Raw genomic sequence first — 14,248 nt, forward strand, 5'->3', positions numbered from 1 at the left:
GCGACGCTGTCGCTGTTGCTGATTCTCTCCTCGCCGTCGGCACGGGAACTAAACGTTACAGTCACTGAACCGAGACCGACCGAACTCCACGACCCCCAACCCCTAACAATGTTCGAACGACTCGACACGATCCGCACGCACGTCATCGAGGACGTCCGCACAGCCCTCGCGAAAGATCCGGCTGCACAGAGTACCCTCGAGGTCGCACTCCTGTATCCAGGTGTGCACGCGGTCTGGCTGTATCGGATCGCGCACGTGCTCTGGGAGACCGACCATCGACTCGTCGCTCGCGTTCTCTCGGAACTGGCGGGTTTTCTGACCGGCGTCGAGATACACCCGGCCGCGACCATCGGCGATCGGTTGTTCATCGACCACGGCACCGGCGTCGTCATCGGCGAGACCGCCGAGATCGGCGACGACGTGTTGCTGTATCACGGCGTCACGCTCGGCGGAAAATCGATGCGCAGGGAGAAACGACATCCGACCGTCGAGGACTGTGCGACGGTCGGCGCGAACGCGACGCTGATCGGCCCGATCACCGTCGGGGAGGGTGCAACGATCGGCGCGGGCGCCGTCGTCTCCGAGGACGTCCCGGCGAACGCCACGGTCGCCGGCAATCCGGCGGAGATCATCGAACAGCAGCCGGACGTCAGGAAAACCGACGAGGACCGCGCGGAGGCGATCGAGTCGGAGTCGTCACACTGGCTCGCCGACTGTTAGAAACGCATTTCTCGATTCGGTACCTGGGGTCGGCCGTGTCCGATCCACACGAGACGCTGGCTGGCGACGAGTATCTCGGACCGCTCGTCGAGGCACACGGCCAACTGATTATCGAGCCCGCCGAGGATTTCTACCAGCGGTTCGTCACCTCTGTGCTCCGCCAACAGGTTTCGATGGCGTCGGCTGCGGCGACGCGCGAGCGACTGTTCGAGGCAGTTCAGGTGACGCCAGCAACAGTGCTCGCGACCGACGAAGACGTTCTCCGGGACGTAGGGCTGTCCCGACAGAAAGTCCAGTACGTGAAGAACATCGCCGAAGCGTTCGTCGACCGCGGCTGGAGCAAGGCCGACTTCGCCGAGATGAGCGACGACGAGGTCAGAGCCGAACTCACCGAGGTCACGGGCGTCGGAACGTGGACGGCGGACATGCAGCTCATCTTTTCACTCGGCCGCGAGGACGTGTTCCCGATCGGTGACCTCGGCATCAGGAAAGGGATGGAGACCGTCTTCGACGAATCGATGAGCCGGGCGGAGATGGTCGAACGGGCTGAGCGATGGGCACCGTACCGGAGTTACGCCAGTCTCTATCTCTGGCGAGCAGAGGAGGACGTCACCGAGGTACTCAGTTCGGAGTGACGGCCCTCAGACGGTAAAGACCGGTCGACTGCCCTCCCTGACGACGCGTTCGACCACGCTCCCGATCTTCTGGCGGTGCGTGTGGCCCTGATAGCCCATCACGATGACGTCGGCGTCGACGTCGGTGGCGTACTCGATGATCTCGTCGTGGGGAACGCCGTGACAGACCCGGGTTTCGGTCTCGACGTCGATGTTGTCCGCGCGATCGGCGAATTCGTCGACCAAGGTGTGGCCGTGGTCTTCGAGTTCGTCGACGACGATCTCCGTGCTGCTGAGACCGGGTTCGCCGTACCGCCGCGTGTCGACGACGAACAGCGCGTGGAGCGTCGAGTCGAACCGGTCGGCGAGTTCGAGCGCGTGCTCTGCTGCCCTGTTCGATCCATCGCTCCCGTCCATCGGAACGAGGATTGTCTCGTACATGTGACGCGTGAACGCCGCCGGCATGGTTAGTAAGTAAGTGGCTGTACGTCACCGGCGACGGGAAGTTCGTCGAAAGGTGAACTTAGCGCGCTCGGTCACACGGCAGCACAGGCCAGGGAGAACCGCGTACGACGGTGGCGCCGAGCTTACTCCTCTTCTTCGAGTTCTTTCTCGATCCGGTCGCCCCCTTTCTCGTCGGCGCGGCGGTTGATGTCGACGAGGTAGTTCTCGATGATGTCCCGGCCGAGTAACACGGGGTACTCCATGTGATCGCGGTCTTCGACGCTCGCGGTGACGGTGTGCTGAGTGCCACCGACGCCGACCACGAGGTCGACGACCGGCCGGGATTTGCCTTTCTTGACGCTCCCCGATTTCACCGTCACGATGTCTTTGATCGGGCCGGTGCCGATCTCGGCGGCCAGTCGGGAGTCGATGCTGGTCCGGGTCGCCCCGGTGTCGGCTTTCGCCATGACCGTCTCCGAGCCGCGGGTCCCGCTCACGACGACTTCCTCGATGTAGCCGATGACGACCGGTTTCGTCTGGCTACTCTTCTGGGGTCGAGGCATGCACGCTGGCCGGGAGTCGTCGAGCGAGGCCGCCAACTGCTCGACCTTCTCGTCGTCGACGTCGCCGCCGGCCCGCTCGATGGCGAGTTTGGCGATGTACGGCGCCGGGCTCCGGTTCGTCGCCTGGAAGAGCCCCTTGAAGCCGGCCGTCGGGTTGACTTCGAGGACGTACCAGCCGTCGGACCCCTCCACGATGTCGACGCCAGCGTAGTCGAGGCCGACGATGTCGGCCGACCGTCGCGCGATGTCGGCGATTTCCTCGTCGATCTGGTCGGTCGCGTTTTCGACCTCGCCGCCGAGTGCGACGTTCGTGCGCCACTCGCCGTCCGGCGCGTAGCGGTTCATGGCGCCGACGATCTCGTCGCCGACGACGTACACGCGGAGGTCGCTGTGCTGGGTCTCGTCGTGTTCGAGGAACTCCTGGAGGAACGCCTGCCGAGAGCCGACCTGCGGGTTCACCGGATCGTCGAGGTCGACCTTCCAGGCCCCGCCGCCGTGGGTTCCGATCGCCGTCTTGTAGACGGCCTCGTCACCGAACCGTTCGCGCGCCGCGTTCAACCGGTCGCCCGAGAGCGCGAGCAGCGCGTCCGGCACGGGAATCCCCTGGCGAGCGAGTGCGACGCCCGTCGCGAACTTGTGCATCGCCGTCAACGTCGCGTTCGGCGGGTTGAGCATCGGTGCGAGATGCTCGAAGGTGTGCGCCAGCCCCAGCCCTTCAGCCGGGTGCTCGTCTTTCGAGAGGAGGAGTCTGTTCGCGATGACGTCGACGTCCGGTTCCAGGCGGGCGGTTCCGTCCTGGATGTCGACGGCCGTGTTCTCGGCCCGGAGCCACTCGGTGCCGTATCCGAGGTCGGCGACCGCGTTGAGAATCGCTTTCGTTTCCTTGCTGTTGTGGAGACTCAGAACCCCGACGGTGAGATCAGCGCTGTCAGTCATAACACGGCTTGGACTGGCCCCGGAAAAAGGCCTGCTGTTGCCGGCCGGAAAACGTCGAATTTTCGCGACATGGCGTTGACATTGGCGGTTCTCGCAGTCGAGGTTTGTCGACTGTTTTTATACCTCCCTCACCGAGAGCGGGGCATGAGTGACTCGGCGGCTTTCACCTACAACGGCGGACGGGTGGAGCCCGGAGAGACAGCGGACATCCGATACAGCGTCAGCCAGACCTACCTCGGGGACCCGATCCGAATCCCCGTGACGATCATCAACGGCGACAAACCCGGACCGAAGATCTTTCTCAGCGCGGCGGTGCACGGCGACGAACTCAACGGCGTCGAGGTGGTGCGCGAGGTCGCCCAGGAGTGGGACCACGGGGGACTCGAAGGCACACTCGTCTGCCTCCCCGTCCTGAACGTCCCCGCGTTCATGGCACAGGAACGGTATCTCCCGATCTACGACAGGGACCTCAACCGATCGTTCCCCGGTTCAGAGGGGAGCACGAACGCGAAGCGGATCGCAGCCCGCATCTTCGAGAACTTCATCGAACCGTGCGATCTGGGCATCGATCTCCACACGTCCACGCGTGGGCGAACAAACATGCTCCACGTCCGAGCAGACACGGACGATCCCGAAGTCAGTCGGTTGGCGAAGGCGTTCGCATCGAACGTCATCATTTCGAGTACCGGCCCGAGCGGGTCGCTCCGTCGGGAAGCCAGTGACGCCGGCGTGCCGACGATCACCGTCGAGATGGGTGAGGCACACCGGTTCCAGCGCTCTCTCATCGACCGGGCGCTGGACGGCGTCGTGAGCGTCCTGGCCGAGTACGGCCTCCACCCGACTGACGCAGTCCACTGGCCGGGCTGGCGGACGGTCATCGACGGGAGCAAAGAGAAAACGTGGCTGCGGGCCGACGCCGGTGGGCTCGTCGAGATGCACTACGACCAGGGGTCGTTGGTCTACGAGGGTGACCGGATCTGTACCATCACGAACCCTTTCAAATCCGAGTCGGACACCGTGCTCGCACCGTTCACCGGCGTCCTCGTCGGCGTGTTAGAGAACCCACTCGTGTACCCCGGTAATCCGCTCTGCCACCTGGTCAGACTCGACGGTCGGACGCTCCGCGCCGTGGAACGCGACCAGCAGGCAGCGAACCCGGGCGGCCCATCGAAGACGTAGCCCCAGTCGTTCCCGAGCGGCGCCGGGTCCACGTTAGCCTGCTCGCCTACCGATCCGAGCCCACCGATTGCGACATATCCTGCCAGTTTACACGTCCGAGAGATGTATCGCCGAGAAAATAATAAATATCCTATGTAGAGAAACAGAATCGAACTAGGAAAGAGTTTACACAGGTGACAATCCAAATTTGAAACAACATGCTTCAGTGGGAAGGGAGCGGTGAAGCGAAAGGGAGCAACGAGCAAACAGTTGGGAAGAGAAACGGATCGGTGGCGGGCGACGCCAGAGGCGGCCGCGTCGGCATCGAGGGTTCGTCTCAGCTTTCGCTCGACGACGCGTTCGACATTCTGAGCAATCAGCGGAGACGACACGTGCTCCAGCACCTCCTGTCGGCGCCGTCTGAAAGCGTTCAACTCGGTGAGATGGCCGAGTACGTCGCGAGCAGTGAAAACGACAAAGACGTGTCGGAGGTCACGTCGACCGAGCGGAAACGCGTCTACATCGGGTTGTACCAGAACCACCTTCCCCGGATGGATGCGGTCGACGTCATTGACTTCGACGCCGACCGGAAGGAGATACGACCCGGGGCCCACGCGACTGATCTGGCACGCTACCTCCACGACACGCAGCAACGACGACGCGGGAACGGGGACTGGGCGCAGTACTACCTCTTCCTTGCGACCTGTAGTGGCCTCGTGGTCCTCGCAAGCGTCCCAACGGGCGGGTTCTTGGAAGATTACCGGTTGTTGGTATTCTGTGTCACCATCACGTGCCTTTTCGTCCTCTCACTCGTCCAGTTGACTCGGCAAGCGGGATAGACGAGCGTGGGTTTTGACAGAGTCAGTGGAACTGATTCCGACGGGATTCGGGCGTAATCGGGAACCATCGTGCCGTTACGTGGTAACTACCGTTCCGGTATCGGCGGTTATGGAGCAATTTACAACGGTGATGGCGCTGCCAGCACAGGATGGGGGAGCGCTGTGGGAAAGTGCTCTCGATTGGTGGGTGGCACCGACGAGACTTCGCGTGAAGTTTCGTCCTCACGTGTCACTGGTTTTCCGTCGGCACTGATTCGGGGAGTGGCGCGACACGTCGATCGACAGTCGCCCGCGTGTTCCAGTCTCTCGAACATCGTTCGATCAGAAGATAGCGTGAATTAATCCTGCCGTTTCGATGCGTGGAATGGTGGAACAAGAGGGGTTCTACAGGCGGTTTTGTCGACACGGTGCAGGACCATGTAGAAACTACTAAACACCCCCGGTCCTTGGCTCCGAACGTTATGAGTCAGTCGTACGACCGGGGCACCGTCGAGGACTTCGGACGGTGGAAAGACTTCTCGGCCGGCATGTGGGCATGGATCTTCCACAAGTTCACCGGCTGGGTGCTGGTCGGCTATCTGTTCACCCACATCGCGGTGTTGAGCACCGCGACGCAGGGGGCGACAGCCTACACGCAGACCATCCGGGGCCTTGAAGCCCTCGCGATCGTTCGCGTGCTCGAGGTTGGATTGCTGGCCGTTGCGGTGTTCCACATCCTCAACGGAATTCGGCTGCTGTTCGTCGACCTCGGCATCGGACTTGAGGCACAGGACAAGAGCTTCTACGCGTCGCTGGTGCTGTCGGGCGCCATCGTCGTCGCGAGCGTTCCAACCTTCGTTTCGGGGGCGTTCTGAGATGGCTGAGCACTACTCCTCGTTCGATCGTGGCAACGCTCGCTGGTTCCTCCAGCGACTTACAGCGGTGTTCCTGATCGGCGTGCTCGCGTTCCACTTCATGCTGTTGCACTTCGTGAACCACGCCGCTGAGATTACGTTCATGGGGACCCAAGCCCGAATGAGTCAAGTCGGGTACTTCGGGACGATGGTCGCGTTCCTCGTGACCGCGACCTTCCACGGCGTCAACGGCGTGTTCAACGCCTTGATCAACCAGGGCCTCGACGGCGGCCAGAAGCAGGCAGTCAAGTGGGTACTCGTCGTCGCCAGCCTGGTGTTGATCGCGCAGGGGACTCGAACGGCGCTCGTCATGGCAGGGATCATCTAATGAGTACAGGAGTTCAAGAATCCGAAACAGAGGCACAGGAAAGCGAAGCAGAGGCCGAGGAGTCGCCGGCCCAGGCACAGCGCATGGAGCGCAAACGCCAGCGCGCCGAACAGCGGGACCTCCAGGAGGAGGCCAAGGCAGAACTCGGCGACGCCGACGAGACGATCGAGCTGAAGGTCTTCCGCTACGACCCGGAAGTCGAGGGTAAAGAGGAACCGCGCTTCGACACGTTCCACGTCCCGTACTTCAAGGGGATGACCGTGCTCGACGCGCTCATCTACGCCCGCGACCATTTCGATTCGAGTCTGACCTTCCGACACTCCTGTCGGCAGGCGATCTGTGGCTCTGACGCGCTGTTCGTCAACGGCAGCCAGCGTCTCGGCTGTAAGACCCAGCTCTCGGACCTCGACGACCCGGTTCGCATCGAACCGCTCCCGCATCAGGACGTCGTCAAGGATCTGGTCGTCGACATGCAGCACTTCTACGACCAGATGGAGTCCGTCGAGCCGTACTTCCAGACGAACGACACGCCGAGCGTGAGCGACCTGGAAGAACAGCGCCAGGACCGCGAGAACCGCGAGAAGATCAAGATGTCCACGCGCTGTATCTGGTGCGGTGCGTGTATGTCTTCCTGTAACATCGCAGCGGGCGACAACAAATACCTCGGCCCGGCGGCTATCAACAAGGCCTACCGGTTCGCGATGGACGAGCGCGAGGGCGAGGACATGAAACAGCACCGGCTGAACATCATCGAGCAGGAACACGGCGTCTGGCGCTGCCAGACCCAGTTCTCCTGTACCGAGGTGTGTCCGAAGGACATCCCGCTCACCGAGCACATCCAGGAACTGAAACGCGAAGCAGTCAAGAACAACCTGAAATTCTGGTGATACAATAATGTACGAACACGACGTTCTGGTCATCGGCGGTGGCGGCGCAGGCCTCAGGGCGGCAATCGAGGCCCACGAAGAAGGAGCCGACGTGGCCATCGTGACGAAGCTCCACCCGGTTCGGAGTCACACGGGCGCGGCAGAGGGCGGTATCAACGCCGCGCTCCGCGACGCCGACTCCTGGGAAGACCACGCCTACGACACGATGAAGGGGTCGGACTTCCTGGGCGACGCGCCGGCGATCGAGACGTTCGCGAAGAACGCGCCCGAGGAAGTCATCAACCTCGAACACTGGGGTATGCCGTTCTCCCGCGAGGACGACGGTCGCGTCTCCCAGCGTCCGTTCGGTGGGCTCTCCTTCCCGCGAACGACCTACGCGGGCGCAGAGACCGGCCACCACATGCTCCACACGATGTACGAGCAGGTGGTCAAGCGAGGGATCGAGGTGTACGACGAGTGGTACGTGACCCGCCTCGCGGTGACCGACCACGACGATCCCGAGGACCGCGTGTGTCACGGTTGCGTTGCCTACGACATCAAGTCCGGCGAGATCGCCGGCTTCCGCGCGACCGGTGGCGTGATCCTCGCGACCGGTGGCCTCGGACAGGCCTTCGACCACACCACCAACGCAGTGGCCAACACCGGCGACGGGCCGGCGATGGCCTACCGCGCCGGCGTCCCGGTCGAGGACATGGAGATGATCCAGTTCCACCCCACGACGCTGCCGTCGACGGGGGTCCTCATCTCCGAGGGTGTCCGCGGCGAAGGTGGGATCCTCTACAACGACGAGGGGGAACGCCTGATGTTCGAGTACGGGTACGCGAACAACGAAGGGGAACTCGCCTCTCGTGACGTCGTCGCCCGCGCCGAACTCACTGAGGTCAACGAAGGTCGCGGTATCAACGACGAGTACGTCCACCTCGACATGCGCCACCTCGGCGAAGAGCGCATCCTCGACCGCCTGGAGAACATCCTCCACCTCGCGGAGGACTTCGAGGGCGTCGACGGCCTCGAAGAGCCGATGCCGGTCAAGCCCGGCCAGCACTACGCGATGGGCGGCATCGAGGTCGACGAGAACGGCGAGACCTGTATCAACGGTCTCTACGCCGCTGGCGAGTGTGCCTGTGTCAGCATGCACGGCGCGAACCGTCTCGGTGGCAACGCCCTGCCGGAACTGCTGGTCTTCGGTGGCCGCGCCGGCGCACACGCGGGCGGTCGCGACCTCGGCGAAGCGGAGATCCCGACCGGCCTCTCGGCAAAGAGCGAAGAGAGCGACCTCGATACCCCGGTCTCCCCGGGTGCCGTCGACGCTGGCGACGCGGACGTCGCCGCCGACGGCGCACTCGTCGAGCCCCAGGAAGTCATTCAGCACCACGTCGACGCCGAGGAACGGCGCGTCACCGAGCTGCTGGAGAAAGACGACGGCGTCAACCACGCCGAAGTCCGTGCGGACGTCCAGGAGACGATGACGGACAACGTCAACGTCTTCCGCCGCGAGGAGAACATCAAGGAGGCGCTCGAAGACCTCCGCGTCGCTCGCGAGCGGTATCAGGACGTCTACGTCCGTGACCCGTCGCGCACCTACAACACGGACCTCATCCACACGATCGAGACGCGCAACATCATCGACGTGGCCGAGTGTATCACGCTCGGCGCACTGGCCCGCGAAGAGTTCCGCGGCGCCCACTGGCGCGAACAGCACCAGGAGCGCAAAGACGAGGAGTGGATCAAGCACACGATGATCGCCTGGAACGACGGCAGCCCGGAACTCTACTACAAGCCCGTCATCCTCGAAGGCGAGGACAAGACCTACGAACCGAAAGAACGGTCGTACTAAGCCAGCCGTCTCTGACCGGCTCCGACCGTTCGACCCGGTCACAACGCGTTCACGTTGCGCAGGCCTGCTGATCGCTATTTTTCGTCGTGACGCTCCCCGCGATCTCTCGGAGCGGGTCGTACCGCCAGATTACAGGCGTACAGGGTCTCCTTGAAACGCGATTCGTGGCACCGAGATGATGAAACAAGCCGGTATAGAAAGATTACGAGATGGTAGGAGTCGTGTAACAAAGCGGGAAGCGAGTGAAGAGAAGGCACGATCACTGCTGGTCGACGCATTCGCTTCAAACGATGACAGAGACGAACCTCACTCCGGCCCTCGTATCGCTTCTCCTTCTTTCGCTCGTCGCAACGAGCAGCCCCGCAGTCGGTGCAGCACCGGGCCAGCACGACGGCGAGGCGGTCTCACAGACCCTCCAAACCGACGGCACGGCACCTGCGGCGACGTCGCCCGTGGCGCTCTCGGCGGCGTCCGAAGCGTCGTTCGCCGAGGGTACTGTCAGGGAGACAGTCGGTGATCGCGCGACGATCAACATCACGATCGGTCACGGAGAGAGCGGACGGCTCATCGCCGGGACGGCTGACAAGGGGTATCGCGCGGTGATCAAGTTCGACGACGACGACTTCGACGGGGAGGTGTCGCTCAGGATGAACACGTACCTCGCCGGGAATCACACGGGGAGCGGTGAACGACAAGCCTGGAGCGCCGAGGCTGGCGACGACGTCGAGCGCGTCAACCTCACGACTGAACCGCTGGACGAGCCGATCGAGCCAGCGACCTACGATCTGAAAGTCAGAACCGACGGGGAACTCCAGGACATCGACCTGCTCGTTCTCAGTGAACCGTCCGTGTCTTCTCTCGCGTTCGGGACCGCGCCCGGGGAGCAGTTCGGCGAGTCACGGAAAGAGATGAACCTGACGGAGACGGACAGCGTAGCGATGGGCGACGTACTGGTTGCAACCGTTCACACGCAGGGCGTGTTCGGTATCCTGGACGCACAGCCCGGCGAAGACGACACCGAACGGTTCCGGTCACTGGTCCAGTCACCGAACACGTCGTTCTCGCTCGAACTTGACAAGGAGAACTGGGCGAGGGAGCCACCGGAAGTCGCCATCGGTCGGAGCTTCGAGAACGACGCGTTCCACGTGATTCCGGCCCCCGAAAACGACACGGTGTACGTCACGATGGACCCGGACGCACTCGAGTTCACCGACGGTCGGGCAACGGTGCGAGCAGACGACCGATACGAGGCCACGTTCGAGCTCGACGAGGACAGTCAGGTAATCTCGAGCGACGAACGGGTCAAAGCGACGGTGCAGTTCACGGAGCGGTCGGTTACGATCGAAGCCGGCGAGGAGGATCAGTTACGGCTCCCGCCGACCAGTAACGCGACGGTCAACGGCACCACCACTGTCGCACCTGGGACCATCCTCAACTTCCGGGTTCGAGAGAACGAGATGTTCAGCCAGTCGATCGAAACCACCGTTCAGGCGAACCGAACGTTCGCCCTGCCGCTGAATCTGTCCGAGGTGCTGCCAGGTGCCAACGTGAGCGTGAGCGCGTACAACTACGATGCGGAGGCCCGGGGGTACGTCCGGGACCCCTGGACGGAACCGAGCGAGCCGACGACGCCGGTCTCCGAACCACCGCTCGCGACCACCGTGGAGCCGACACCGACGGAAGCGGACGAGCGGACGACGAACACGACCGCGCGGCCGACCACCACCGAGAACACACCGACGACCGAGGAAACGGACGCGTCAGCGGGAGCGTCCACGACCGAGACGGTCACGGCCAGTCCGGCAGCGGCCAGCAACGAGCCGGCAGGCACGACGGCACAGGCGACGACGGCCGAGGGGCCCGGCTTTACCGGCGCAGTTGCCGGGATCGCACTCGTCGGATTCGCACTGTTGGTGACCAGACGCCGGGAGAATTGACCGGTCAGCTACCGAACTCTCCGAGACCGGTCTGTTCGGATCGATCGGGTTCGACGATGGCCGGTGAGTCGTTCGACGGATCGTTGACGGCCGTCGAGATGGGGTACGCGTCGAGGTCGTCGTTCGGATACGGGCGACACAGGTCGGCCCGTTCGTCCGGCCCCGCGGTCAGCCAGGTGGTTTCGGCCTCGCGTGGGAGGACAACGGCCATGCGGTCGTGCAGTGGTTCGACGAGTTCGTTCGGGTCCGTCGTGAGTATCGTCACAGTCTGGCGGCGGTCGCCGTCGTCTTCCCACCGTTGCCACAGCCCGGCCATCGCGAACGCCAGGTCGTCTTCGCGGGAGACCCGATACGGCTGTTTCCGTCCCCTGCCGGTCTCTTTCCACTCGTAGAAGCCCGAGGAGAGCACGAGACAGGGCCGGGACTCCCAGGCGTCGCTGAACGCCGGCTTCTCGTGTGCGGTTTCCGCCCGGGCGTTGATGAACCCCTGATCGTCAGCATCGGCCCAGCGAGGCATGAATCCCCAGTCGAATCGCTGGACGACGTCCGGCTGGTCGGCGGTGATGACTTCGAGCGGATCGGAGGGTGCGACGTTGTACCGTGGTCTGTAGTCGTCGGGCACGCGCGCGTCGAATCGGGATTCGAGTTCCGCTCGCGGGGCAAACAGCGAGGTGCGGCCACACATGCGTCGGGCTACGTGGTTCAGACAGGAGGCGCTGTTGGTTCCTGGCCTGGATAAAATCGAACCGGGGGCGAGAACACCAGCTAGAACCCGGACGGGAGATGTTTTCCCCGGTCCGCACGGCTGTGCTGGTCTCCCAGGTTCACGAACGCCACTCACGTGACGTCCGTTACTTGGCCTTCCACCACTCGGTCCGGGTGGAGTGGCACTGGACCGGTGCGGTTCTCCTTCGGAGCAGTATCCTTGTTGCCCTGTTACGGGCAGTTCGGTTGTTGCCCCTAACCTGATGCGTCCCGCCGAATGCGGCGATCTGGACCAGGTCGTCCGGCTTGTTCCCGGTGCTCTCGCACGATCATTGGTATGGTGTGTCAAGGCATAAGGCTGCCGTCTTCGTCGATCACTCAGTAACTAACCATATCCGTGGCGAACCGAACCGGTTCGCAACGCGCAATCGACCAAGGTATTTTCTACACGAGTCCAGTACTGACGAGGGGATGTTACTCCGGGGCACCGTCGTCGCCGACGCCGACACGGTCATCGAGGACGGGGCGGTCGTCGTCGCCGGCGATCGCATCGAGGCAGTCGGGTCCGCAGCGGACTTGCTCGATCAGTACCCGAACCGCGAGCGACGGGCGTTCGACGTCGTCGCGCCGGGGATGGTCGGCGCACACGTCCACTCGGTCCAATCGCTCGGGAGAGGGATCGCGGACGATCGGGCACTCCTGGAGTGGCTGTTCGAGTACGTCCTCCCGATGGAAGCCGACCTCGGTGCCGACGGCATGCGACTCGCGGCCGAACTCGGCTACCTGGAGTGTATCGAATCGGGGACGACGACGGTGATCGACCACCTGTCGGTCGACCACGCCTCGTCGGCGTTCGAGGCGGCGGCAGAGATGGGCATCCGCGCCCGGATGGGGAAAGTTCTGATGGACAAGAACTCGCCGCCGGGACTGGAAGAGTCGACCGAGGACGCGCTCGCCGAGAGCGAGCGACTGATTCGGCAGTATCACGGGAACGAGGACGGCCGGATTCGGTACGCGCTCACGCCACGGTTCGCAGTGACGTGTACCGAAGCCTGTCTGCGGGGCGTCCGTGACCTGGCCGACGCCTACGACGGCGTCCGGATTCACACCCACGCGAGCGAGAACCGCGACGAGGTCGAAACCGTCGAGGAAGCGACCGGCAGACGAAACATTCACTGGTTGGACGAGGTCGGATTGACAGGCGAAGACGTCGTCCTGGCCCACTGCGTGTGGACCGACGAGTCCGAACGGCAAGTGCTCGCAGACACGGGCACGCACGTCTGTCACTGCCCGTCCTCGAACATGAAACTCGCCTCGGGCGTCGCGCCGGTCGTGGACTACCTCGACCGCGGCATCAACGTCGCGCTCGGCAACGACGGCCCGCCCTGCAACAACACGCTCGATCCGTTCACGGAGATGCGCCAGGCGAGCCTCCTCCAGAAAGTCGAGACGCTGGACCCGACGACGACGCCAGCGGCGACGATCTTCGAGATGGCGACCGCCAACGGGGCCCGCGCGGCCGGGTTCGAGCAGGTCGGCAAACTCAGAGCGGGCTGGAAAGCCGACGTCGTCGGGTTGCGGACGGACGCGGCCCGGACGACGCCAGTGAACGACGTCCTGTCGCATCTGGTCTTTGCGGCCCACGGCGACGACGTCGTCTTCACGATGGTCGACGGCCGCGTGTTGTACGACCGCGGTGAACACGTCGTCGCTGACGCCGAGCGCATCAAAGCGCAGGCCCGCGAGTACGACCTGGAGCTGGGGCAGAGTAGTGGTTCCAACGGGGAAACGAGCGGGTACCGATCGGGGTCACCGGAGGCTTGATACCGCTCGCATCCATAGATTCGGGTGTTTGGAAGGGTGGCTCAGTGGTAGAGCGCCGACGGTCGGACGTGCCAGAACCCCGGCCGTGGGTTACCCCGCTTAGGGCTTCGCGTGGTTCAAATCCCGCCCCTTCCATTCAGCGATTTGTCCGGCGAGCCGCCCCATCGGCGAGCCACATCGATATCGCGTGATGGATGATGGGATTTGAGCAGACGAGACGCAGCGCGCACAGCGAACGAAGTGAGCGAGCACGAGCGTCTCGGCGAGTTCAAATCCCGCCCCTTCCACTTTTTACAGCACCCGCGAGGCGTTTTATCGCCGAGTGCGATCGCTGTGCAGAAGTTGAACGTGGGATTTGAATGAGGCGACACGCAGCCCGGGAAGCGACTGAAGGGAGTGACCCGGAACGTGGCGACGTGGTTCAAATCCCGCCCCTTCCATTCAGCGATTTGTCCGGCGAGCCGCCCCATCGGCGAGCCACAGCCAAATCCCGCCTCTGTCGCGCTCGGTGCCGCGTCGGTCCTCCGGCTTGCACGTGCCAGCCGTGGCGACAACTGCGCTGA

13 protein-coding genes and 1 tRNA gene are annotated in these 14,248 nt (G+C 63.6%); 11 read left to right on the forward strand and 3 right to left on the reverse strand.

Translation table 11 applies throughout. The features are described from left to right. The first annotated feature begins 108 nt into the window (after positions 1–108). Together cysE and ACFR9U_RS19225 are read left to right on the forward strand one after the other, a co-directional pair. Positions 109–720 (forward strand): serine O-acetyltransferase, encoded by a 612-nt coding sequence (gene cysE, locus ACFR9U_RS19220; protein WP_247378761.1) that lies wholly within the window; start codon positions 109–111, stop codon positions 718–720. Positions 721–755: 35 nt separating this feature from the next. Further along, positions 756–1,355, forward strand: a complete 600-nt coding sequence (locus ACFR9U_RS19225) for a DNA-3-methyladenine glycosylase family protein (RefSeq protein WP_247378762.1) — start codon at positions 756–758, stop codon at positions 1,353–1,355. A gap of 6 nt (positions 1,356–1,361) precedes the next feature. Here ACFR9U_RS19225 and ACFR9U_RS19230 read toward each other — a convergent pair whose 3' ends face one another. Both ACFR9U_RS19230 and ACFR9U_RS19235 read right to left on the reverse strand, forming a co-directional pair. Then, positions 1,362–1,775 (reverse strand): universal stress protein, encoded by a 414-nt coding sequence (locus ACFR9U_RS19230; protein ID WP_247378763.1) that lies wholly within the window; start codon positions 1,773–1,775, stop codon positions 1,362–1,364. A gap of 146 nt (positions 1,776–1,921) precedes the next feature. Next, entirely contained in the window at positions 1,922–3,277 is a 1,356-nt protein-coding gene (locus ACFR9U_RS19235) for a RimK family alpha-L-glutamate ligase (RefSeq protein ID WP_247378764.1), read from the reverse strand. 144 nt (positions 3,278–3,421) lie between these two features. Here ACFR9U_RS19235 and ACFR9U_RS19240 point away from each other — a divergent pair, with 144 nt between their 5' ends. From ACFR9U_RS19240 to ACFR9U_RS19270, 7 genes are all read left to right on the forward strand, one after another. Next, positions 3,422–4,456 (forward strand): succinylglutamate desuccinylase/aspartoacylase family protein, encoded by a 1,035-nt coding sequence (locus tag ACFR9U_RS19240; RefSeq protein ID WP_247378765.1) that lies wholly within the window; start codon positions 3,422–3,424, stop codon positions 4,454–4,456. A 197-nt stretch (positions 4,457–4,653) separates the two neighbouring features. After that, the gene (locus ACFR9U_RS19245) at positions 4,654–5,274 is read left to right on the forward strand and encodes a DUF7344 domain-containing protein (RefSeq protein WP_247378766.1); all 621 of its coding nucleotides are present in this window, start codon (positions 4,654–4,656) and stop codon (positions 5,272–5,274) included. A 461-nt stretch (positions 5,275–5,735) separates the two neighbouring features. Continuing rightward, positions 5,736–6,128, forward strand: a complete 393-nt coding sequence (gene sdhC / locus ACFR9U_RS19250; RefSeq protein WP_247378767.1) for a succinate dehydrogenase, cytochrome b556 subunit — start codon at positions 5,736–5,738, stop codon at positions 6,126–6,128. Position 6,129: 1 nt separating this feature from the next. Further along, a complete protein-coding gene (locus tag ACFR9U_RS19255) occupies positions 6,130–6,495 on the forward strand; it encodes a succinate dehydrogenase hydrophobic membrane anchor subunit (protein ID WP_247378768.1) in 366 nt (121 codons plus the stop codon). Continuing rightward, positions 6,495–7,382, forward strand: coding sequence for a succinate dehydrogenase/fumarate reductase iron-sulfur subunit (locus ACFR9U_RS19260; RefSeq protein WP_247378769.1), 888 nt, complete (start codon positions 6,495–6,497; stop codon positions 7,380–7,382). The genes ACFR9U_RS19255 and ACFR9U_RS19260 overlap by 1 nt, the downstream gene beginning before the upstream one ends. Before the next feature lie 7 nt (positions 7,383–7,389). Beyond that, on the forward strand, positions 7,390–9,219 hold the full coding sequence (locus tag ACFR9U_RS19265) for an FAD-binding protein (protein WP_247378770.1): 1,830 nt from the start codon (positions 7,390–7,392) through the stop codon (positions 9,217–9,219). Between the two features lie 290 nt (positions 9,220–9,509). Next, a complete protein-coding gene (locus ACFR9U_RS19270) occupies positions 9,510–11,156 on the forward strand; it encodes a DUF7827 domain-containing protein (RefSeq protein ID WP_247378771.1) in 1,647 nt (548 codons plus the stop codon). Positions 11,157–11,160: 4 nt separating this feature from the next. Here ACFR9U_RS19270 and ACFR9U_RS19275 read toward each other — a convergent pair whose 3' ends face one another. Then, positions 11,161–11,841, reverse strand: a complete 681-nt coding sequence (locus ACFR9U_RS19275; RefSeq protein ID WP_247378772.1) for an SOS response-associated peptidase — start codon at positions 11,839–11,841, stop codon at positions 11,161–11,163. 491 nt (positions 11,842–12,332) lie between these two features. Here ACFR9U_RS19275 and ACFR9U_RS19280 point away from each other — a divergent pair, with 491 nt between their 5' ends. After that, entirely contained in the window at positions 12,333–13,685 is a 1,353-nt protein-coding gene (locus ACFR9U_RS19280) for a 5'-deoxyadenosine deaminase (RefSeq protein ID WP_247378773.1), read from the forward strand. Positions 13,686–13,715: 30 nt separating this feature from the next. Further along, a tRNA-OTHER gene (locus ACFR9U_RS19285) sits at positions 13,716–13,820 on the forward strand. Positions 13,821–14,248 lie beyond the last annotated feature (428 nt).

Origin of the sequence: Halorientalis brevis (assembly GCF_042678165.1) — an archaeon.
Classification (GTDB): Archaea; Halobacteriota; Halobacteria; order Halobacteriales; family Haloarculaceae; genus Halorientalis; species Halorientalis brevis.

What these genes read in the sequence shown, in the direction of transcription:
- ACFR9U_RS19230 (WP_247378763.1), bottom strand. Translation starts at nt 1,775, where the DNA reads ATGTACGAGACAATCCTCGTTCCGATGGACGGGAGCGATGGATCGAAC.
- ACFR9U_RS19240 (WP_247378765.1), top strand. Translation starts at nt 3,422, where the DNA reads ATGAGTGACTCGGCGGCTTTCACCTACAACGGCGGACGGGTGGAGCCC.
- ACFR9U_RS19260 (WP_247378769.1), top strand. Translation starts at nt 6,495, where the DNA reads ATGAGTACAGGAGTTCAAGAATCCGAAACAGAGGCACAGGAAAGCGAA.
- ACFR9U_RS19275 (WP_247378772.1), bottom strand. Translation starts at nt 11,841, where the DNA reads ATGTGTGGCCGCACCTCGCTGTTTGCCCCGCGAGCGGAACTCGAATCC.
- cysE (WP_247378761.1), top strand. Translation starts at nt 109, where the DNA reads ATGTTCGAACGACTCGACACGATCCGCACGCACGTCATCGAGGACGTC.
- sdhC (WP_247378767.1), top strand. Translation starts at nt 5,736, where the DNA reads ATGAGTCAGTCGTACGACCGGGGCACCGTCGAGGACTTCGGACGGTGG.
- ACFR9U_RS19270 (WP_247378771.1), top strand. Translation starts at nt 9,510, where the DNA reads ATGACAGAGACGAACCTCACTCCGGCCCTCGTATCGCTTCTCCTTCTT.
- ACFR9U_RS19255 (WP_247378768.1), top strand. Translation starts at nt 6,130, where the DNA reads ATGGCTGAGCACTACTCCTCGTTCGATCGTGGCAACGCTCGCTGGTTC.
- ACFR9U_RS19265 (WP_247378770.1), top strand. Translation starts at nt 7,390, where the DNA reads ATGTACGAACACGACGTTCTGGTCATCGGCGGTGGCGGCGCAGGCCTC.
- ACFR9U_RS19235 (WP_247378764.1), bottom strand. Translation starts at nt 3,277, where the DNA reads ATGACTGACAGCGCTGATCTCACCGTCGGGGTTCTGAGTCTCCACAAC.
- ACFR9U_RS19245 (WP_247378766.1), top strand. Translation starts at nt 4,654, where the DNA reads ATGCTTCAGTGGGAAGGGAGCGGTGAAGCGAAAGGGAGCAACGAGCAA.
- ACFR9U_RS19280 (WP_247378773.1), top strand. Translation starts at nt 12,333, where the DNA reads ATGTTACTCCGGGGCACCGTCGTCGCCGACGCCGACACGGTCATCGAG.